The sequence below is a fragment of the Roseinatronobacter ekhonensis genome, from assembly GCF_900499075.1.
GTDB classification, from domain to species: domain Bacteria; phylum Pseudomonadota; class Alphaproteobacteria; order Rhodobacterales; family Rhodobacteraceae; genus Roseinatronobacter; species Roseinatronobacter ekhonensis.
Map to the genome: position 1 here is coordinate 1 of NZ_UIHC01000049.1, position 18,449 is coordinate 18,449.

At 61.4% G+C, this 18,449-nt stretch carries 25 protein-coding genes; 16 read left to right on the forward strand and 9 right to left on the reverse strand.

Annotation, left to right across the window (positions count from 1 at the left end):
• Positions 1–115: 115 nt before the first annotated feature.
• From ROE7235_RS15845 to ROE7235_RS15860, 4 genes are all read right to left on the reverse strand, one after another.
• Positions 116–1,435: a DNA methyltransferase gene (locus ROE7235_RS15845; RefSeq protein ID WP_121096463.1), complete on the reverse strand. Its 1,320-nt coding sequence runs from the start codon at positions 1,433–1,435 to the stop codon at positions 116–118.
• 133 nt (positions 1,436–1,568) lie between these two features.
• Positions 1,569–1,979: a hypothetical protein gene (locus ROE7235_RS15850; RefSeq protein ID WP_121096464.1), complete on the reverse strand. Its 411-nt coding sequence runs from the start codon at positions 1,977–1,979 to the stop codon at positions 1,569–1,571.
• Positions 1,976–3,283 carry a recombinase family protein gene (locus ROE7235_RS15855; protein WP_121096465.1) on the reverse strand — a complete coding sequence of 436 codons (1,308 nt, stop codon included), beginning with the start codon at positions 3,281–3,283 and terminating at the stop codon, positions 1,976–1,978. The genes ROE7235_RS15850 and ROE7235_RS15855 overlap by 4 nt, the downstream gene beginning before the upstream one ends.
• Positions 3,280–3,735 carry a DUF2924 domain-containing protein gene (locus ROE7235_RS15860; RefSeq protein ID WP_121096466.1) on the reverse strand — a complete coding sequence of 152 codons (456 nt, stop codon included), beginning with the start codon at positions 3,733–3,735 and terminating at the stop codon, positions 3,280–3,282. Before ROE7235_RS15860 ends, ROE7235_RS15855 begins: the two co-directional genes overlap by 4 nt.
• Before the next feature lie 435 nt (positions 3,736–4,170).
• Here ROE7235_RS15860 and tspO point away from each other — a divergent pair, with 435 nt between their 5' ends.
• A complete protein-coding gene (gene tspO / locus ROE7235_RS15870; protein WP_121096467.1) occupies positions 4,171–4,629 on the forward strand; it encodes a tryptophan-rich sensory protein TspO in 459 nt (152 codons plus the stop codon).
• Between the two features lie 52 nt (positions 4,630–4,681).
• On the opposite strand, the gene ROE7235_RS21130 is transcribed toward tspO, so the two are convergent.
• From ROE7235_RS21130 to ROE7235_RS15890, 5 genes are read right to left on the reverse strand one after another with little or no spacing between them, the layout of a single operon-like run.
• Complete coding sequence (locus ROE7235_RS21130; protein ID WP_503128426.1) at positions 4,682–4,909, reverse strand: hypothetical protein; 228 nt, start codon at positions 4,907–4,909, stop codon at positions 4,682–4,684.
• Positions 4,845–5,117 (reverse strand): hypothetical protein, encoded by a 273-nt coding sequence (locus tag ROE7235_RS21135; protein ID WP_121096468.1) that lies wholly within the window; start codon positions 5,115–5,117, stop codon positions 4,845–4,847. Before ROE7235_RS21135 ends, ROE7235_RS21130 begins: the two co-directional genes overlap by 65 nt.
• Positions 5,118–5,128: 11 nt before the next feature.
• Positions 5,129–5,416, reverse strand: coding sequence for a YrrC family ATP-dependent DNA helicase (locus tag ROE7235_RS15880; protein ID WP_245963998.1), 288 nt, complete (start codon positions 5,414–5,416; stop codon positions 5,129–5,131).
• Positions 5,413–5,658 carry a hypothetical protein gene (locus ROE7235_RS15885; protein ID WP_121096469.1) on the reverse strand — a complete coding sequence of 82 codons (246 nt, stop codon included), beginning with the start codon at positions 5,656–5,658 and terminating at the stop codon, positions 5,413–5,415. Before ROE7235_RS15885 ends, ROE7235_RS15880 begins: the two co-directional genes overlap by 4 nt.
• A 3-nt stretch (positions 5,659–5,661) precedes the next feature.
• Positions 5,662–6,339, reverse strand: coding sequence for a LexA family transcriptional regulator (locus tag ROE7235_RS15890; protein ID WP_121096470.1), 678 nt, complete (start codon positions 6,337–6,339; stop codon positions 5,662–5,664).
• Between the two features lie 111 nt (positions 6,340–6,450).
• On the opposite strand from ROE7235_RS15890, the gene ROE7235_RS15895 reads away from it, so the two are divergent.
• The 15 genes from ROE7235_RS15895 (at position 6,451) to ROE7235_RS15965 (ending at position 17,975) form a co-directional block, all read left to right on the forward strand.
• Positions 6,451–7,134: a hypothetical protein gene (locus ROE7235_RS15895; RefSeq protein ID WP_183073546.1), complete on the forward strand. Its 684-nt coding sequence runs from the start codon at positions 6,451–6,453 to the stop codon at positions 7,132–7,134.
• Between the two features lie 203 nt (positions 7,135–7,337).
• Complete coding sequence (locus ROE7235_RS15900; RefSeq protein ID WP_121096472.1) at positions 7,338–7,652, forward strand: helix-turn-helix transcriptional regulator; 315 nt, start codon at positions 7,338–7,340, stop codon at positions 7,650–7,652.
• An 18-nt stretch (positions 7,653–7,670) separates the two neighbouring features.
• Positions 7,671–8,060, forward strand: coding sequence for a hypothetical protein (locus ROE7235_RS15905; protein WP_183073544.1), 390 nt, complete (start codon positions 7,671–7,673; stop codon positions 8,058–8,060).
• Positions 8,061–8,104: 44 nt separating this feature from the next.
• Positions 8,105–8,590, forward strand: a complete 486-nt coding sequence (locus ROE7235_RS15910; protein WP_121096473.1) for a hypothetical protein — start codon at positions 8,105–8,107, stop codon at positions 8,588–8,590.
• A 106-nt stretch (positions 8,591–8,696) separates the two neighbouring features.
• Positions 8,697–9,566 carry an ATP-binding protein gene (locus ROE7235_RS15915; RefSeq protein ID WP_121096474.1) on the forward strand — a complete coding sequence of 290 codons (870 nt, stop codon included), beginning with the start codon at positions 8,697–8,699 and terminating at the stop codon, positions 9,564–9,566.
• A 20-nt stretch (positions 9,567–9,586) separates the two neighbouring features.
• Complete coding sequence (locus ROE7235_RS15920; protein ID WP_121096475.1) at positions 9,587–10,297, forward strand: hypothetical protein; 711 nt, start codon at positions 9,587–9,589, stop codon at positions 10,295–10,297.
• A gap of 4 nt (positions 10,298–10,301) precedes the next feature.
• On the forward strand, positions 10,302–10,529 hold the full coding sequence (locus tag ROE7235_RS15925; protein WP_121096476.1) for a hypothetical protein: 228 nt from the start codon (positions 10,302–10,304) through the stop codon (positions 10,527–10,529).
• A 143-nt stretch (positions 10,530–10,672) separates the two neighbouring features.
• The gene (locus ROE7235_RS20220; RefSeq protein ID WP_183073545.1) at positions 10,673–10,900 is read left to right on the forward strand and encodes a DUF6511 domain-containing protein; all 228 of its coding nucleotides are present in this window, start codon (positions 10,673–10,675) and stop codon (positions 10,898–10,900) included.
• A gap of 8 nt (positions 10,901–10,908) precedes the next feature.
• Positions 10,909–11,706, forward strand: a complete 798-nt coding sequence (locus tag ROE7235_RS20675) for a hypothetical protein (RefSeq protein WP_121096477.1) — start codon at positions 10,909–10,911, stop codon at positions 11,704–11,706.
• Positions 11,703–12,449, forward strand: coding sequence for a hypothetical protein (locus ROE7235_RS15940; protein WP_147434243.1), 747 nt, complete (start codon positions 11,703–11,705; stop codon positions 12,447–12,449). Before ROE7235_RS20675 ends, ROE7235_RS15940 begins: the two co-directional genes overlap by 4 nt.
• A complete protein-coding gene (locus tag ROE7235_RS15945) occupies positions 12,446–13,765 on the forward strand; it encodes an ATP-dependent DNA helicase (RefSeq protein ID WP_121096479.1) in 1,320 nt (439 codons plus the stop codon). Before ROE7235_RS15940 ends, ROE7235_RS15945 begins: the two co-directional genes overlap by 4 nt.
• A gap of 8 nt (positions 13,766–13,773) precedes the next feature.
• Positions 13,774–16,341: a VapE domain-containing protein gene (locus tag ROE7235_RS15950; protein WP_121096480.1), complete on the forward strand. Its 2,568-nt coding sequence runs from the start codon at positions 13,774–13,776 to the stop codon at positions 16,339–16,341.
• A gap of 473 nt (positions 16,342–16,814) precedes the next feature.
• Complete coding sequence (locus tag ROE7235_RS15955) at positions 16,815–17,336, forward strand: crossover junction endodeoxyribonuclease RuvC (RefSeq protein WP_121096481.1); 522 nt, start codon at positions 16,815–16,817, stop codon at positions 17,334–17,336.
• The gene (locus tag ROE7235_RS15960; RefSeq protein WP_370743852.1) at positions 17,333–17,536 is read left to right on the forward strand and encodes a hypothetical protein; all 204 of its coding nucleotides are present in this window, start codon (positions 17,333–17,335) and stop codon (positions 17,534–17,536) included. Before ROE7235_RS15955 ends, ROE7235_RS15960 begins: the two co-directional genes overlap by 4 nt.
• On the forward strand, positions 17,529–17,975 hold the full coding sequence (locus tag ROE7235_RS15965; RefSeq protein ID WP_121096482.1) for a DUF6362 family protein: 447 nt from the start codon (positions 17,529–17,531) through the stop codon (positions 17,973–17,975). Before ROE7235_RS15960 ends, ROE7235_RS15965 begins: the two co-directional genes overlap by 8 nt.
• Positions 17,976–18,449: the final 474 nt, after the last annotated feature.

Below are 18,449 nucleotides of genomic sequence, written 5' to 3' on the forward strand. Positions count from 1 at the left end.
GTCCAGGCTCGCGTAGCGATCTGAAAGATCAAAGAAACCCATCTGCGCCATGGCTGCATTCCCTGTGCTGGTCCACCGCCTCAGTTATACAGCAGCGCCAAGGTTGGGGCAATTTTTAGAGGTGCCCCCAATGCGCATCGTTGTCCAAGTGCTGTTCTTGGTAAAGCTGAACATATTTCAGCTGAGGTTTATCTTTACCGTACCAAATTAGGTAGTCGTACATGACCTCGAGATATTTTGCGCCAAGAGGCATAGTTTTTTTACGGAAGTAGATTTGCGAAACAAAATTCTTTGAACCAAAAATCTCATCCATCAACTCTCGAATATGATGCACGTTTTCCTCGGAAATCTGCACGAACACCGATCCAGTGTTGCTCAGAAGTTCCCGCGCCATCAGCAGCCGGTCGCGCAGATAGGTGAGGTAGGAATGGATGCCCAATTCCCAGGTGTCGCGGAACGCCTTGATCATCTCGGGTTCCTGCGTCAGGTCATCGTCTGACCGGTCCTTCACGTCGCGCTTGTTGGTGAAGGGCTGAAAGTTCGACCCGTATTTGATGCCATAGGGCGGGTCGATATAGATCATCTGCACCTTGCCGCCCATGCTCTCCTTGGTCAGGAGCGAGTTCATCACCAACAGGCTGTCCCCCGCCACCAACCGGTTCGACCAGCCCTTTTCATGGTGGTAGAAATCCAGCGCCTGGCGCAGCGGCAGATTCTCGAATGGGGCCGCGAACAGGTCCGGCTGTCGCCATTGCTTCGGCGCATCCTTGCCCTTCAGCCGCTTGGCCGCATTGGCCAGGATCGTCGCCGGATCCACCCGTTCATGGACGTGGAGCGAGACCGTATCGACGTCGAAGCTGGTCTTTTCCGCCTTGCCCGTCCAGTTTAGATAGGGCTGCTGAAGCCGCTTGAGTTCCACCAGCGCGTCCTTCATCCGCTGGGGATCGTCGCTGGCAAGGGCGTCGTCGATCAGCGTTTCGATCCCGCCGCGCGCGCTGTCGAAGTTCAGCACCGGGTCCAGATGTGGATCATAGGCCCAGGTCGTCTTGTCCCCGTCCGGATCGGTGCCCGCGTGGACCATGCCGACCTCGGGGTTGTTAACCCGGGTCTCGCCATGCCGATAGCTGACCACCTGCGTCGGATCGTCGGATTTGCGGGTGGTTTTCTTGCGCGCTGTCGTGGCGGCTTTGGGTTCTTTCATCTCCGGCGCCGTCAGTTCCAGATCGGCTACATCCGCCCGATAGATAGACCCGCCGCGCCCCCGGCCCCTGGCCAGCACGCCGCCATCCACGAGTTCATCGCGCGCGGCCGCATACGCCTCGTCCGTCAACCCCGGCAGATGTTCGCGCAAAAGCACCATCATCGCGCCATTGCCGATGGAGGACCCGTCTTCGGGCGTCAGAGAGAGGATCAGGTCGGTCAGGCTGTCGGACATGGGCGGATCACCGATACTTGCGAAAAGGGCTTGTTTTCACGTCTTGTTTTCGGGGACCCTATCGCGCGACCTTGGCTTTTGCACGCCCGATTCCGCCGTGGCGTGCTTCTCGTGTCTCTCGATACGTTGATGTCTATTCGGATTCCGGGTTTTGTCTTTCAGACAGCCAAAACGTTTCTTGCTCGGCCCAATTCAATGGGAATGGGTCCATTAGCTTCGCCAAAGAAATGTGCGAGTGGTGCTGGCCCGACATGATGGCATCAACGACCTCTGGCGAAAGCAGCGAAAGCCGCAATACCCTTGCCATGTAGGTGAATGCGATGCCCTCGGAACGGGCCACCTCAGATATCGATGCGAACTCGCCGGACTCCAGCATCCGCTTCCAGCGAAATCCCCGCGCCAGCGCTTTGACCAACGTGTTGTCCATCTTGCATTGGCTGGCTGCCCCATCCGGCAGCTGCATTTCCTTGCGGCCGCCTCGTTTCACGAAGCGGAACGGGATGTGCACAGTCACGGTGTCGGGTATTGCCTTCGCGCGGGTCATGCCGCCGTTCCGAGGTCAGTCCTCATTTCGTGCGCCAGCCCGGTTAGACCGTCCATGCGGAGGCGAACATCCAAGCCCTCGGTGCCGATGTCGATCCGCTCGACCAGCAGCGCCACGATGCGTGCCTGTTCGGCCGGGAACAGTTCCTCCCAGAGCGGGTCGAGGCGGATCAGGGCATTACGGGCGTCAGCCTCGGTGATCTCGCCGTCCTGCGCGCGTGCGGCTTTCCATGTGCCTGCCACGATCTCGGGCTGGCGGAAGACTGCGCGGAGTTGGTAGATAACCGCTGCTTCGATCTCGCCCGCAGGGACCCGGCCCAACGGGCATGATCCTGCGCCGTGTTTCAGGATCGTCTGGCTGACATAGTAGCGGTAGAGCTTGCCGCCCTTGCGCGTGTGGGTCGGCGAAAAGGCCGCCCCATCGGGGCCGTAGAGCAGCCCCTTGAGCAGCGCGGGTGTGTCGGCGCGGGTGCGCGCGGCGCGCTTGCGGGGGCTTTCGGTCAGGATCGCGTGAACCTTGTCCCAAACCGCGCGGTCGATGATGGCATCGTGTTCGCCGGGATAGCTGTCGCCCTTGTGGACTGCTTCGCCGATGTAGGCGCGGTTGTTAAGCAGGCGATACAGGTATTTCTTGTCGATCCGGTTGCCACGGCTGGTCTGGACGCCCCGAGCGGCCAATTCCCGGGCCAGTTCCGTGCCAGAGCCGATCTCAACGAACCGGGCGAAGATCCAACGCACATTGGTGGCATCGGTCTCCTTGATGACCAGTTTGCGATCTTGCACTACATATCCCAACGGGGGCACGCCGCCCATCCACATGCCCTTTCGGCGTGAGGCGGCGATCTTGTCCCTGATCCGTTCTCCGGTCACCTCGCGTTCAAATTGGGCGAAGCTGAGCAGGATGTTCAGCGTCAGCCGCCCCATGGAGGTGGTGGTATTGAACGATTGGGTGACGGAGACGAAGGTGACATCGTTGCGGTCGAACACCTCGACCAGCTTGGAAAAATCCATCAGCGAGCGCGACAGACGGTCGATCTTGTAGACGATGACCACGTCGACCAGCCCGTCCTCAATGTCTTCCAGCAGCCGCCTCAACCCGGGGCGTTCCAGCGTGCCGCCGGAGATGCCGCCATCGTCATATTGGTCGCGGACCAGCACCCAGCCCTCCGAGCGCTGGCTGGCGATATACGCCTCGCAAGCCTCGCGCTGGGCGTGGAGCGAGTTGAATTCTTGCTCGAGCCCTTCCTCGGAGGATTTCCGGGTATAGACGGCGCAACGCAGCTTGCGGATGATCTTCTCGGTCATGTCGATCTCCGGTGGTTTTTCAGCCCAAAGAACACCCACCCGTTCCATCTTGTGCCGGTGATGGCACGGGCAATGGCCGACAGGGACTTGTAAGGCCGTCCCTGCCATTCGAACCCGTCGGCGGTAACCGTGACGATCTGCTCGGTGCCCTGCCACTCGCGCAGCAGCCGCGTGCCGGTGATGGGACGGTCGCGATCCGCGCGGATGCGGCTTTTGTTGCGGTCGCCGCCGTCTAACTGCTCGCCGAGGGCTTCGAGCCGTTTCACCGTGTCCGGCTTGAGCCCGCCATAGACCAATTCCTGAATGCGATAGGCCAGTCGGCTTTCCAAGTAGCGACGATTGAACGGCGGCGGTTCGCTGTCGAACAATTCGCGCCATTGCTGCTTCAGGTCTGGCGTGGAGGTGGTCTTGAGCGCGGTCAGGCGCGCGGGGATGGGATCGGGTTTTGTCATGCGTTCCTCCGGTGAGTTGGAGTTGCATGACGCCATTGGTCGTCCGGAGAGTGTAGGAAACTTTCTCCATTTTCGTCAGATACTTCGCTCCTATCACGCATCCGCAACCGGACCAGCCCAAGTGCCAGCAGCCCGCACATTTCCGCGCGGCGTTCCGCCGGTGTCATCTGATCGGGCGGTAGCGGGTTCGAGCCCCGCACACTTCTGTGGATTGCGTTTTGCATGGGGAGACGCTTACCCGCACGACCTGCAAAAACAATTAGATTCAATGGGCTATAGTAAGCCTGCGTAAGCGTGCGGTCAGGGTGGGACGCGGCGTCAAACGCATCGTTGTAAACTCGCAAAAATATTTTGCGGGGTTCGTGGCCAACGGTTGGTCTGGAGACGAATCCAAGACGCTTGCTAATTACCCTGCTGTCGTACAGGTTCGGTTTAATGAATTGGCTGTTGTTCTTCACTTTCCTGGCTGCCTGCATCGCTCCGGCCGCAGCGGGAATGCTCTTTCGGCCCGGTGAGTGGTATCGCGACCTTTCAAAACCCTCATGGACGCCGCCAAACTGGCTGTTCCCGGTTGTCTGGGCATTTCTTTACGTGACCATGTCGCTGGCGGCGGCACGGGTTGCCAGCCTTCCCGGGACCAGCCAAGCCATTGCGTTCTGGGCCGTCCAGATTTCGATAGCGTCCTTATGGTCCGGTGTCTTCTTCGGTCTGCGCAAGATGGCCACGGGTGGCGTGATCATCGCGACGCTGTGGGCTGCTGTCGCGGTGACCATGGTCGCATTCTGGAGTCATGACACAATTTCAGGTGTGCTCCTTGTGCCCTATTTGATCTGGGTAAGTGTTGCATTGGCTTTGAATTGGTCTGTTTGGGGTCTCAATCGCAAGGCCGCCTGACGGTCGGCCGCTCCCCTGAAAAAGAAAGAAGAGCGAAGTCCGGGCTCATGCGTCAATGCCTCGTCGGGCTCGCCACCATCCTGTCCGTTTCCAGCCTCAGCGACGATTTCCAGAGGGGCGTTTTCGCGAATACTACGTCGTCTGTCCGGAAGCTGTCTGCGCCGCGCTGTTGGTGAAGCAGTCCGGTCCAGCAGAGCGGCCGAAGCACCTGTATGTCAGGGGAATCGCGTTTGGGATCGTCCCGCCCAGGCGGGATCAAAAGCGATCGAATCCTGACCACGAACGCGGCGAGAGAGATGAAAAGTTCGCGCAATGTTCACCCTCTCAGTGCTCGGATTTCCAAACGCGATTGCCCTGACCTGTATGTAGAGGCTGCTGAGCACATCGTCGAAATGAGCGCCCGGATGGGGCTTTCCGAAAAGAACCTTTCGCAGGTGTGCAGCTGTCGCGCCGCCCTCGGTCTCAACGTTAAGGACGTTCAGGAACACGTCCCAATTGCTCAGGATGGGCTCATCATCGAAGCGTGTGAAGCGGGCGAAGTTGGCGCAGAGGTCTTCAGGAAACGGGCGCGGAATTGCAGACCATGGGTGCGGTCATTGATCCATTCACCGGGCGCCGTGACCCATTCCCCTGCCGAAATCATCGCCGCATGACCGACCGTGGTGATCAGGTCGCGGTGCCCGCGTGCCTTAACACGCAGCACGCAGAAGCCGGACTCTTGGCTGTGGAACGTCACCCTTTCAACTAGGCCCGCCAGAACCTCGGTTTCTGGAGCGTTGTTTGTCAATCGACTGCTTTGAGGGCTGTGCCCTTGGATCGCGCCATTTCCGCCATTGCTTTGTCAAAGGCAGGTCTCGGAATATTGACCAAAGCAAATCTCTTCTTTTCCGAAGGATGGCCCTCATCCAGCGCCTCGATCACCAACTCTACGTTTTCTTCGTTGGCGTAAACTTCAACTGTGATTTCAGCATTATCAAAGTCGATTTCATGGCGGCGGCCATTATTACCGCGAATGATGACATGGCTCACTTTTCATATCTCCCGTGCAAACCAGCGGATGCGGCCAACGATGTTGATCTCATCGACGGTGCGTTCATAGGGGCTATAGAGGGGGTTGTCGGAAATCACCCGCACGGCTGGAGGTTCGCTGCCGGGAAGATGCTCAAGGCGCTTGGCCACCAGCCCCATCCCGTCATCAAGCACAAAGATCCCGGGCGGGTTTGGCGTCTTGCGGGTCATGTCGACCAACACCGCATCGCCGCTCAGCAGCGTTGGTGCCATGCTGTCGCCGTCGACATGCATGATGCGCAGTTGCGCTGGGTTGGCCTTCAGGCTGTGTTTGATCCAGGAACGGCGGAAGTGATAGGCGCGCCCAGGCGTGTCGCGGTCCTCGACCACTACCGCGCCACCGCCCATCGAGGGGCGCGGGCTGGCATGCGCAATCGCCACAAAGGCCTCATCGGGATTGTCGATGAAGGGTGGCGTACCGTCCACGTCGCCGATCCCGTGGATCAGCCAGTCACGGTCCACCTTCAGGACTGCTGCGACCTCACGAAGTTTTTCGATGCCTGGCCGGGTCGACCGGCCACGCAGGATGTCGTAGACGAAGGACCGGTTCACACCAGCCATCTCGGCGACATGGGCTGGGCTGAGGCCGAGCTGGTCGGCGCGGGCGCGGAGACGGTCGGCGAGGGTGTGATGCGCGGTCATGTTTTCCCCAAGGGGCTGTGGATACAATAGGATAAAATAGGATTGATCCGACTGCGTCAAGGGATTAGAACAAAGGATAAACATCTAACATCCGGATTCGAGGGGACGTGCGTGCGTATCGACAAGGTATATTTCACGCTCCCCGAGGTTCTTGATCGCTGGCGGGTCTCGGAGGCGGACGTCGTTTACCTCGCTGAGAACGACAGATTGCGTCTCTCGGTCCGGGTCTTCGGGATGCCGATGGAATTCGGCGATTACGAGGATAACGGGGATGGACAGCGATGCCCGGTGCCGTGGGAGCAGAGCCACTACAGCGGGTTGCTCGACCTTCATGCCCGCGACGCATTCCAGCTTTTTCGCTGCGGCGAAATCAACGTGAACAGCTTCCGAACCCCGCGAGCCGACTATGCAAGGCTCTGCGGCGACGTCGAGCCAGTGTTGGTCATGATCGGCGATCTTCTCATAAGGCGTGAAGAGCGGGACCGCGTCGAGATCGCCAACGGGTTTACGGCTGACGGTTCACCGATTGAGGAGCCCACGTTCATTGTCTCGGCCGATTACCAGGAAATCCGCTGCAACGGCAGCCGCTTCAAGCTTGGGCCGATCCAGGCAGAGGTGATCCGCGCATTGCATGACGCCGCACTTGCAGGCGAGCCATGGCAGAGCGGCAAAGCCGTCCTGTCACGGGCCGGATCAAAGAGCCTGCGTATGGCCGATGTGTTCAAGTCCCAGACGAACTGGCGGCACCTGATCCGTTCGGATCGCCGCGGCGGATACCGACTCAACCTCGATTGAGTTGCACCCCGCCCACCGCCGCTGGGGGATGGCGAAGGGGATGGGTGGGGGATGGAGGGGGATTAGCCCGTCCGTGGTCCACCCAAAGCCCTATCCTGCAAAGCCCGACAAATCCCCCTCCGCATCCCCCGCTGCTCCCCACGACATCCCCCAACTGAATTTCGCATGATCTCCTCAACGACGATGAAGAGGAGACACTGACGATGCAGAAGCATTGCCTGAACCAGAAGGAGCTGGCCCGGCGCTGGGGCCTGTCGCACCGGACGCTGGAACGCTGGCGCTACGCGGGCCAGGGACCGGCCTTTCTCAAGCTAGGCGGACGCGTGCTCTACCGGCGCGGCGAGGTTGAAGCGTTCGAAGAGAGCCAGTTGCAGCGCGCGAAGGCCATCAGCGCGGCAGTCGACCGGGTCGGACCCGGTGAGGGACGCAGGCTTACAGCCGTTCCCCGGGGGGGCGCCCCGACTCCACCTCCCTGCGTCAGCGGCCCGTCTGGGACGATGTCGCGGCGGCCTGAGTAGATGGGAAAGGAGGAGATCATGTTCATGGCAACTACACCCTTTATCACGGTCCGCGCCAAACGACCGCTTTCCGAGATCGAGTTCTGCGCCTGGGTGGCGCAGGCCACTCCCGGCGACCGGCTGGAATACCATCGTGGCTTTCTGGTGCTTGACGCCTTCCCGGTGATCTCGAAGCTGGCCGACCCGGACCGCAAGCGTCTTGCGCTTCTCGGGTCCCGCGCGTTCTGGGCCGCCGAACTGGGCCTCGTGCATCTCGTCCAGGAGCGCGTGGGCCCCGACCAGTTCGCATATATCGCCGTCGCCCGGCCCAAGCCCAAGGCCGCCGCTGTCTCCCTTTCCGAGCTGCTGCTCGCAGAACAAGGGCAGCCCTGCGACGCCACTGGTCCGCTTGGCAGGGCTGCCGCGTGATGACGCCTTTTCAATCCCAGTTTGCCAATCACGGAGATCCCCACATGCCGTTTCCCGAGAACACACCCACGCCTGACGATTTGCCATCCCTGAGCGTGGCCGAGATCGCCGCGCTGCCGGTCGAATTGCTGGCGATCCTCCAACACGATGTTGACGAGCGCCTGAAGCGTGACAAGGCGGCAAAGACTCGCTTCGATGCCGGGTTGGTCATCCGCTACGCCACCCGCGCTGCCGAGGAACGGCAGGCTCAGGCCAAGGACACCGGTACGGTCCGGTTCGACGATGGTGATTTCACCGTGGTCGCTGATCTTCCGAAACGGGTGGATTGGGATCAGGATCGGTTGTCCGCCATGGTCACGCGTATCCGCGATGCCGAGGACGATCCCGCCCAGTATGTCGACATCACCTACAAGGTGCCTGAGCGCAAATACACCGCCTGGCCCGAGGCCATCCGTGCCGGTTTTGAGCCCGCACGAACGGTTGGTAGCGGCAAACCGAGCTTCCGTCTCGAGGTCGTAAATCCTTCCTGAACACGGCGGCGGGGACGCCCTGACCGCAAGGCTGGGCAGGCACCCCTTCGGCGCCCGGTCATCCCCCGCCGTTGTTGATCGTTTCTTTCAAACCAAGGAGAGCCTTATGGCATTACGCATAATCACGGCAGACGAGCGATTGTCGGCCACCGAGAACAAGACATCTCTGGCGGTCTTCGGCCCGCCCGGCGTTGGCAAAACCACGCTGATCAAATCGCTGCCCGAGGATGAGGCCGTCTGCTTCGATCTCGAAGCTGGGATGAAATCCGTTCAGGACTGGCGCGGTCCCAGCATTCCGATCCGCAGCTTCGACGATTTCCGCGACCTCGTGATCCTGATTGGCGGGCCTGATCCGGCGCAGCATCCAGATAGCTACTATGGCGCGGGTTATCACGCGCATGTGCAGGCGAAATATGCCGACAGCGGACTTGAAGCCTTCCTCAAGGGCCGATCGATCATCTTCGTCGACTCGATCACCGATCTGACGCGCCAGGCCATGGCCTATGCCAAGCAGCAGGCCGAGGCCTTCTCGGAGCGCACCGGCAAACCGGATGTGCGCGGTGCCTACGGGCTCTTGGGCCGCGAGGTCATTCAGGCGCTGAAACACCTCCAGCATGCGCGCGGCAAGACCGTGATCTTCGTCGGTGTGCTGGAGAAGGTAACCGACGAGTTCGGGGCGTCATCCTGGGTGCCGCAGATGGAAGGCTCGAAAGCCGGCCGCGAACTTCCCGGTATCGTCGACCAGGTCCTCTCGATGCAGCTCTTTGGTAAAGACGCCGATGGGGCATGGTCCCTCGACGAAAAGTCCACAGAACGCCGCCTGGTCTGCAAATCGGGCAATCCCTGGGGCCTGCCAGCCAAGGACCGCTCTGGTCGCCTCGACATGACCGAGCCGCCTGATCTGGCCGCCTTGCTGGCCAAGATTGATGGGCGCAGTGCGCCGATCGCTCCCACCAATATCACCAACCCCACCTGATCAACGAGAGGACAAGAGACATGAATTACGATCTGAACGACGCCGCGCCGCAAATGGCCCCGATGGGAGAACTGATCCCGGACGGCACCTTCGCCAAGGTGATGATGAAGCTTCGCCCCGGCGGCGCGAACGGAGGCAGCGACATGGATGCGGGGCTTTTGAAGGCGTCGCCGCACAGCGACGCCAAGATGCTGGACTGCGAGTTCACCGTCGTCGAGGGGCCGTTTGCACGGCGCAAGTTCTGGCAGAACTTCACCGTGGCGGGCGGCAAGGTGGACGAAAAGGGCCAGTCCAAGGGCTGGAACATCTCGAAAAGCGCCTTTCGGGCGATGATCGACAGCGCGGTCGGCCTCAAGCCTGATGATCTCAGTCAGGCCGCGCGAGAGAAGCGGGTGATCGGGGGGCTGAAGCAGCTCGACGGGATCACCTTCGCTGCGCGCATCATGGTGGAAGCATCGGACAACCCGAACTACCGCGACAGTAACAAACTGGCCAATGTCGTCTTGCCCAATGAGCCTGCCTACCCAGCAATCATGCGCGGAGAGGTTGTGGCAGCGGAGCCAGTGAACGCGCCGCCGCGGAAATCTGCCGCCCAGACGCCACCGGCCTGGAATGCCCAGACGCCCGCGCAGACGGGTTGGTCCGCCTCCCCTCAGCCACCTGCAGCGCAATCTCCGTCCAGCACCGCAGCACCGACCCCGGGTGGTGCGCCCGCCTGGCTGAACAGCTGACGCCATGACGCCGGATGAGTGGCAGGCGCATGTGACGCGCGAGGCGGCAAAGGAGATCGGCAAATGGCTCGAGGCCCGTGGAAGACTGGATCGGCCTATCGCAAGCCTCAGGCTGGCCGATCTAGACGCCATGGCATCATTGGCCATCAGCCGCTTCGTCGTTCTGGCCTCGCACAAGATCAGGGACGCGCCGGGGCAGCACGAGGATCTCGAGAACCTGCTGATGGGCTGAGCATTGCCTGTGCGATCTGTAGTCGTGAATCTTTGGGCTTCGGCTTCTGCCTGCGCCTGCAGTGGACGCTGTTCCCGTCCTACAAATTCTGTTCGCGCCGGTGTCAGGACATCGGCGCGGACCTTGCCCAGAGGAACAACGGAATGATTGATAAAACCACCCGTGAGGCCAAGGCCATTCGTGATGCCCGCAAGGATTTTGCCGAAGCGCTGACCGAGCTTGGCCTGATGGCACCCTTCTTTGACCGCACCGCCGCCGAGATCGACCAACTCATCGAGGCGGCCGTCACTGGCTACATCGGCAGCATGCAGACGCAAGGCGCGCAGCATCAACCTGAGGGCCACCTGCCTGAAGACGAGATTCCATTTTGAGGTGTATCATGATTGACTTGAACCATGGCTCAGGCGTGCAATATGCGCCGCCGCAGATGATCCCCGACATCACCGGAGCACTGGCTGACGCGATAGATTGCGGTTTGAAAGCCCGCAACGGCGCCGAGCGCCCGCGCAGCTATGTCAGCTCTTCCGGGCTCGGGCGGGCCTGCCTGCGCCAGATCCAGTATGATTTTCTGGCGGTGCCAAAGGATGAAGGGCAGGAGTTCGCACCGAAAACGCTGCGGATCTTTGAAGCGGGGCATCGTGGCGAGGATATGGTGGCCAGTTGGCTGCGGCTTGCGGGATTCGATCTGCGCACGGAACGCGCCGATGGCCGCCAGTTTGGTTTCACTGCGTTGAATGGGCGCTTCAAGGGGCACATTGATGGCTGCCTTGTCGATGGACCCGTTGCCATGGATTATCCCGCGCTCTGGGAGACGAAAGCCCTCGGGGCACCAAGCTGGAAGGATACCGTCAAGCGCGGTGTCGCCGTGTCCAAGCCCGTCTACGCGGCGCAAATCGCGCTCTATCAGGCCTATCTGGACCTGCCAAACCCGGCGCTTTTCACCGCGCTGAACCGCGACACGCAGGAAATCTACGCAGAACTCTTGCCGTTCGACGCGGCGCTGGCCCAGCGGATGAGTGATCGCGCGGTGTCGGTGGTGCAGGCGTCCGACGCGCAGGAATGGCTGCCACGCGAGGTCGCGGAGCCGACCTCCGTTGTCTGCAAGGGCGGCATGGCGGCCGGTCATTGGCATCCGCCCTGCGCGTGGGCGCAGACATGTTGGAGGGGCCGCGCATGATCCCGCAAGCTTACGAATTCAAAAGGCTGGTATCCCGGTTCCGGAAGATGTCGATGTTCGGGTTTCTCTTTGAGGGCATGGAGAGCGCGCCAGTCTATTACTTTGCCGATCAGGCGGCATTTGACAGCGACGAGGTGGCCGCATTGCGATCGCGCATCATGACAGGTCCACTGCGGCTCCCGCACCCGGCCGTGATCTTTGAAGTCCGGGACCATGGCCCGGCAAGATCATCGTTATTGGTCTATGCGCGCCAGTTCGATGATCGGGTGGAGGCTGCCTTCGTCCTCAAGGACCGTTGTCATCGAAAATGGACGGACTGCCTGTGCCACGCCATTTTCGAGCGGCCCGGACTGGCAGAAAACATTCTACACCCAGACCTCAGTGAAGAAGACGTCCAGAAATATGGAGAGGTTGCGACGGGCATTGTCTGGAGGGCGCTGTCGATCCTGGCACACGCCGGGGAGGCAAGGGAACGCAAGGTCATGCCTGCGCTGCGTGGCAAATACGCCAAGGCGGGCGTGCGCGGATGGACCTGGCACCAGATCACAATCGATCTTGACCGTGCACGGGCCAGACAACAGCCTCTTGGCGGCACGCATGCCAGCCCGCGCTGGCACATTCGGCGTGGCCATTGGCGCCATCTCGCTGACGGCCGCCGCGTCTTTGTGCGCCAATGTCAGATCGGCGATCCCGCGCTCGGCGGGGTGGTCAAGGATTACATCGTAAAAGGACGCGCTGCATGACGACGTTCACGCCATCAGCCCAGCAGGCTGCGGCCGTCCGCGAGGTCAGGGCCTGGTTTGAGACCCGGACCCATGACCAGCAGGTATTTCGCCTTTTCGGCTATGCCGGGAGCGGGAAGTCCACCGTCCTGAAGTATGCCCTCGACGAGCTGGGGCTCTCAGCCCACCGCAGCGCGCGTGACGATAGCTGCGTGCCCGGCGTCGTCACGGCCACCTTCACCGGCAAGGCCGCGCTGGTTCTGACCCGCAAAGGCACGCCCGCGCGGACCATTCACAGCCTGATCTATTCGGTGACCGAAGCGACGGAAGAGGAAATAGCGGCCGCTGCGAAAAAGGTTCTCGAGGGCGAGATGAGCATCCGGACCCTGACCGGGTTTGACCGCACTGCGGCGGAAGCCGGGATCGAGGCCATGCGGCAAGCGCTTTCGGCGATGAAGAAGCCACGCTTTGCGCTCAACCCGCAGAGCGATGCGGCAGATGCAAGGCTGATCGTGCTCGACGAGGTCTCGATGGTGGGCGAAGACATGGCGCGCGATCTGATGAGCTTCAAAAAGCCCATTCTGGTTCTGGGCGATCCGGGGCAGTTGCCGCCGATCAAGGGCGCGGGTGCGTTCACCAATGTCGCGCCGGATATCATGTTGACGGAAATCCACCGCCAGGCGGCGGAAAGCGCGATCATCCGCCTGGCCACCATGGCGCGCGAGGGCCAGCCGATCGGCTTTGGCAGCTATGACGCGCATGTCGCCAAGATGCACAAGGGCGACATCACACCCGATCAGGCGTTGCGCGGCGGCCAGCTGATCTGCGGTATGAACGCCACACGGCTTCAGCTCAACAACGCCATGCGCGGGGCTGCGGGGCTCGCGACTGGCGTCTTGCCGACAGGGGCGCCCGAAAAGATCATCTGCCTGAAGAACCAGAATGACCTCGGGTTGATCAACGGCATGTTCCTGACGCTCGAGGATGTTGTCGACGAGGGCAGTCTTTATTTCTCGGCGTGTGTCACAGATGAGGATGGGCGGCGCGTCGGCTCTGTAGGCCACAATGGCGGGCCGGGCCGCTTGCGCATCTACAAGGGGCATTTCGAAGATCATGTTGCGTTCGATCACAGTCGCCATGACCGGGATTGGAAGGAAAAAAAGCACCTGACGGAAGCAACCTTTGGCTGGGCCATCACGGCGCACAAGGCGCAAGGGTCGCAATGGGAGAACGTGATCGTCTGGGATGACGGCCTCGGACGCAGCGATCTCGACCGCCGCCGCTGGCTTTACACCGCCATCACCCGCGCCGAGCGCGGTCTTGTTCTGCTGGCCTGAGGTGTCCCATGATCGACCTGAACGACGTCTGGGCACCGCCCGCCCGCCATGACCTGAGTGCTATCAAGGTCCGGCTCGCGGACACGGCCCGTGACTGGTTGCCCGGGCTCTTTCCCGAGGCACGGCTGACGCAGGACCGACGCGCCTTGCGCTGCGCGGATCTCTCTGGGCGTCGGGCGCGAGGAGAAGGCTCCTGCATCATCCATCTCGATGGTCCCTATGCCGGCTGGGGCTTCGATTTTGCCACGGGCGAACGCGCCGGGCCGATTGACATGATCTACCAGGCCACCGGGATGAGCGACGGGCGGCTTTTCGACGAGGCGGCGCGACTTGCCCATATGGAGCGCGACTTCGCCGTGCAACCCCGACAGGCCTCGCCGTCGCGCCCAGATCACAGCTTGGAAATTCGCCGCATCCTTGATGAGTGCGCACCTGTCGCAGGCAGTCCGGCCGAGACCTACCTCGCGGCCCGCCAGCTCAAGGATCCCGCGTCACCGGATTTGTTCTATCATCCTGATCTGACCGATTACGAAAGCCGCTGTGGCTGGCCCGGAATGGTCGCAGTGCCGCGCCTCGCAAGCGGCGAAGCTGTCGGCGGTATTCATCGTACATTCCTGCTCGAGGATGGCAGCGGCAAATCGCCCGCTGGAAAGAAGATGCTGGGCTCCATCGCCGATGCCGCCGTGCGCCTGTTCCCGATGCCGGACGATGGCCATCTCGGGATCGCGGAGGGCATTGAGACGGCGCTGGCTGCGCAGGCGATCTTCGGCATCCCGGTCTGGGCCGCCCTTTCGGCCGACGGCCTGGCAAGGTTTAAATGGCCCGAGGGCATGCGGCAGGTTACGATCTATGCAGACGCTGGCGATGCTGGACGGCAGGCCGCCGCGACGCTGTCGGATCGGCTGAATATGGCGGATATTCCGAACCGCATCGTGGTCCCGTTGAATGGCGATGATTTCAACGACGATCTGCTGAAGCGGGTAACGCAGGCGGATTATGACGCGGTGATAACAGCAGCAGTCCCGGGAGCGTCTGAGGTTGCAACTGCGGCATCAGTATCCTCGCCTGAGCACGCAGCTGATAACCTTGCCGCTGCGACCGAGGCGCTGACCAACCCTCCTGATCTTACCGCACTCGGCAAACTTCTGGGCCGCATCGTCAAGGCGCGCCTTGAGCCGATGGAGGAGAGGCATGTCCTGTCGCTTGTCAAAGCCCGCACGGGCATTGCGATGTCCATCCTCGACAAGCAGCTTGGGGTCTTGCGCCGCAGGCTGAACAGCACCGGCGACCTGATGAAACCCGCCGTTCGGCCCGCTTGGGCAAACCGATTGCGGCTTGATCTCTCGGGCACGCCTGAGCGCAATGAAGCCAATGTCATCATGGCATTGAGCTCGGATCCAGCCTTCGCTGGCACGATTGCCTTCGATGAATTCCGACAGGAGGTGGTCATGCTGCGCCCGGCACCTTGGGATGACGCCGAGGCGAATTATCCCCGCCCTTGGGAGGATAGCGATGACATCCGCCTGGCCGAATGGCTGCAACACCGCGAAGTAAACGTCGCGCCGCTTGTCGTTGGCCGTTCGGTTGGCGCTGTCGCACGCGAGACCCGCATTCACCCGGTGCGCGCCTATCTCGACACATTAACTTGGGACGGCACCCCGCGGCTTGAACGCTGGACCAGCCAATATCTCGGGGCCGAGCCGACAGACCTGACCCATGCCATGGGAAGCCTGTGGCTGATTTCGGCGGTCGCGCGCATCTACCGCCCCGGCGTCAAAGCCGACCACATGTTGATCCTCGAGGGCGAACAGGGCGCGCGCAAATCGACCGCGCTGAAGATCCTGGCAGGCGAGGACTGGTTCACGGATGAACTGCCCGACCTTGGCTCAAAGGATGCCGCCATCCACATGCAGGGGGTCTGGATCGTCGAAATCGCGGAACTCGATGCAATCGGCCGGGCAGAGGTCTCGCGCATCAAAGCGTTCCTCACGCGCACCACCGACCGGTTCAGGCCGCCCTATGGCCGCCACACCGTCGAGATCAAACGCCAATGCGTCTTCGCGGGCACGGTCAACCCGGACACCTACCTGCGGGATGAGACCGGGAACCGGCGTTTCTGGCCGATCCGCTGCGGCGACATTGACATTGAAGGGCTGAGCCGGGACCGCGACCAACTCTGGGCTGAGGCCGTGGCACGGTTCAAAGCCGGGGCAATCTGGTGGCTTGAGGACAAGGATCTGCTGAACGCCGCGCGCGCCGAGCAGGACAAGCGCTATCAGTCCGATGCTTGGGATGGGTTGATCGAACATTGGCTGAGCCACGAACTCCGCTTTGTCGGTGACAACTTCTCATCCTTGGATCCGCCGCGGCGTGAAAGCGTTCCCCGATACGAACCTTTGCGGGATGTCTCGGTCGGAGAAATCCTCGAAGAGGCCATCGGCATCGAGCCGGCGCGGTGGTCACGCGTCGATCAGATGCGGGTGTCGGGTTACCTGAAAAAGAACGGCTGGGAGAGACATCGGACATACACGGTGGACGGCGAACAGACGGTGCGTGAGTGGCGATACCGGCGCTGACGCAGCGACGGACATCATGAAAGGGTGCGCGGTGAATAGCCTCGCGCCCTTTTTGTTTGTCCCAACCCCCGGTTTTGTCCCAACCTCGTCCCAACCTCGACAGGGGGTTGGGACAAGAATTCTGCATTTAAAAACAACGTCGTCCCAACCTCCCTCCTTTCGTCCCAACCTTTTTGCTTACTTTGTATGTAGGCCCTGAAAGACCGGGCCAATACACACGCTATATGAAAAAGGTAAGGCAGAGGTTGGGACGAGGATAGGTTGGGACGAAAGTCCATAACACATTGATACTGACATTAAAAAACCCGTCCCAACCTCTGGTGGGGGTTGGGACAAACCCGGGAGGTTGGGACAAATCGCCAAGGCTGAAAAAATTTGCCCTGGGTGGCGGTTTTTCTTGTTTGCCCCTGTCTGGCCGGGTATTTTCACGGTGACCAAAGCCGAAGGCCCACTCGAATTCGTGAGCCTTCAAAATGAACGCACAAGACTACATCTGGACCGATCCACTGCCTGAGGCCGTCGGCCGCGCAAAGACAGTACTTGCCCTCGACCTCGGCACCACCACCGGCTGGGCCACCCGTGGCTTTGATGGCCTGATCACCAGTGGCACCGTCAGCTTCAAGCCAAGCCGTTACGACGGCGGTGGCATGCGCTATCTGCGCTTCACCAACTGGCTGACCGAGATCGACCGGCTGTCTGGACCGATTGCAGCGATCTATTTCGAAGAAGTCCGCCGCCATGTCGGCACCGATGCAGCCCACGTCTTTGGAGGGCTGCTGGCTGTTTTGACCAGCTGGGGCGAGTTGCGGGGCATCCCGTATCAGGGCGTCCCAGTCGGCTCGATCAAGAAACATGCCACCGGAAAAGGCAACGCACCCAAGCAGGCCATGATCGATGCCGCCCGGGCGCGCGGCTTCAGCCCGGCCGACGACAACGAAGCCGATGCCATCGCAATCCTGCTGTGGGCCTTGGAGACGCGGGGAGGGCTGGCATGATGGGCATGCGCTTCACGCCCAAGGGTTATGGCGGTCATCGACGTGACACCGAGCAGGTCAAGCGTGATGGCTGGAATGAAGAGGGCCTGTTTGCCGTCATGCTCGACGACCATCGGCTGACCTGGCCGGAGCGGGAGCCGCGCCGCCAGCTGGGCGAGCGTCTCTACGGCAAACGGGAACGGGAGATGCGCCATGGGTGAGTGGACAACCACACGGGTCGAGGATCGGCTCGAGAGCGCCGCCGACGTCTTCCGCACCTTGCCCGGCGTCAGGCCGCTGGGTTTTTTCAACGCCTGGCCCGAGTATTTCCATAGCTTCGCGGACAAGGTCGGTCAGGAGCCGCAGATGCTTCGGCCCCGACCAGGACCGCGCCAGATCACCGAAGCCGAGGAAGCGATGCTCTGGCTCCGCTGGCTCGAGCGGGATGATGCCCGGATCGTCTGGCTGCGTGCCGAACGCACGCCGTGGAAGCCGATCTGCTGGGAGATGGGCATCAGTCGCCCGGCGGCCAACCGCCATTGGCAATACGGGGTCGCGCTGATCACCTGGCGGCTTAATGGACGCATGCCACCTTCGAAGCGGTCGCAGCGCTTCGTGGTCAAGAACGCGAACAACCTGTCAAGAAAAATCGTCCTGTGACGGAATTTTCGGAGAGACATCGGAAGGGGTTCACCATGCCGGGGTCGAGGGCTACAAATTGGATATACTCGGGAGAGGCGCGCGCGGGACGGCCCGCGCCGCTGGCTTCCGGGGTCCACCGAGGGGTCCAGCCGGGGTCCAGTCGGCTAACTCATTGAATTCTTGGTTCCTTCCGGGCGATATTCGTATGCTGGCGGGCGAAGCGCGCAATTTCGCCAGCGACAGGGCCGTTTTTTTGGGAGTCCACCCCGCGTGGAGTCCACCCCTAAAACCGGAAATAACCACGCAATAACAGTGGCTTGTAAGGTGGACTCCGGGGTGGATACCCTGGACTCCGGAGTCCAGCTGGAATCCAGCTTGGAGTCCAGTGAAGTCCGCGCTGAAGGAATTCATCCTGGCGCCCGGTTCGGCGACACCTCCTCCCAGAATTGCCGCCGAACCCACGCTCGCCTGAGTGTATCGATGCCACCGAAG

Coding starts and splice junctions, on each gene's coding strand:
- ROE7235_RS15845 (WP_121096463.1), bottom strand. CDS start 1,435: ATGTCCGACAGCCTGACCGACCTGATCCTCTCTCTGACGCCCGAAGAC.
- ROE7235_RS15850 (WP_121096464.1), bottom strand. CDS start 1,979: ATGACCCGCGCGAAGGCAATACCCGACACCGTGACTGTGCACATCCCG.
- ROE7235_RS15855 (WP_121096465.1), bottom strand. CDS start 3,283: ATGACCGAGAAGATCATCCGCAAGCTGCGTTGCGCCGTCTATACCCGG.
- ROE7235_RS15860 (WP_121096466.1), bottom strand. CDS start 3,735: ATGACAAAACCCGATCCCATCCCCGCGCGCCTGACCGCGCTCAAGACC.
- tspO (WP_121096467.1), top strand. CDS start 4,171: ATGAATTGGCTGTTGTTCTTCACTTTCCTGGCTGCCTGCATCGCTCCG.
- ROE7235_RS15890 (WP_121096470.1), bottom strand. CDS start 6,339: ATGACCGCGCATCACACCCTCGCCGACCGTCTCCGCGCCCGCGCCGAC.
- ROE7235_RS15900 (WP_121096472.1), top strand. CDS start 7,338: ATGCAGAAGCATTGCCTGAACCAGAAGGAGCTGGCCCGGCGCTGGGGC.
- ROE7235_RS15905 (WP_183073544.1), top strand. CDS start 7,671: ATGTTCATGGCAACTACACCCTTTATCACGGTCCGCGCCAAACGACCG.
- ROE7235_RS15910 (WP_121096473.1), top strand. CDS start 8,105: ATGCCGTTTCCCGAGAACACACCCACGCCTGACGATTTGCCATCCCTG.
- ROE7235_RS15915 (WP_121096474.1), top strand. CDS start 8,697: ATGGCATTACGCATAATCACGGCAGACGAGCGATTGTCGGCCACCGAG.
- ROE7235_RS15920 (WP_121096475.1), top strand. CDS start 9,587: ATGAATTACGATCTGAACGACGCCGCGCCGCAAATGGCCCCGATGGGA.
- ROE7235_RS15925 (WP_121096476.1), top strand. CDS start 10,302: ATGACGCCGGATGAGTGGCAGGCGCATGTGACGCGCGAGGCGGCAAAG.
- ROE7235_RS20220 (WP_183073545.1), top strand. CDS start 10,673: ATGATTGATAAAACCACCCGTGAGGCCAAGGCCATTCGTGATGCCCGC.
- ROE7235_RS20675 (WP_121096477.1), top strand. CDS start 10,909: ATGATTGACTTGAACCATGGCTCAGGCGTGCAATATGCGCCGCCGCAG.
- ROE7235_RS15940 (WP_147434243.1), top strand. CDS start 11,703: ATGATCCCGCAAGCTTACGAATTCAAAAGGCTGGTATCCCGGTTCCGG.
- ROE7235_RS15945 (WP_121096479.1), top strand. CDS start 12,446: ATGACGACGTTCACGCCATCAGCCCAGCAGGCTGCGGCCGTCCGCGAG.
- ROE7235_RS15950 (WP_121096480.1), top strand. CDS start 13,774: ATGATCGACCTGAACGACGTCTGGGCACCGCCCGCCCGCCATGACCTG.
- ROE7235_RS15955 (WP_121096481.1), top strand. CDS start 16,815: ATGAACGCACAAGACTACATCTGGACCGATCCACTGCCTGAGGCCGTC.
- ROE7235_RS15960 (WP_370743852.1), top strand. CDS start 17,333: ATGATGGGCATGCGCTTCACGCCCAAGGGTTATGGCGGTCATCGACGT.
- ROE7235_RS15965 (WP_121096482.1), top strand. CDS start 17,529: ATGGGTGAGTGGACAACCACACGGGTCGAGGATCGGCTCGAGAGCGCC.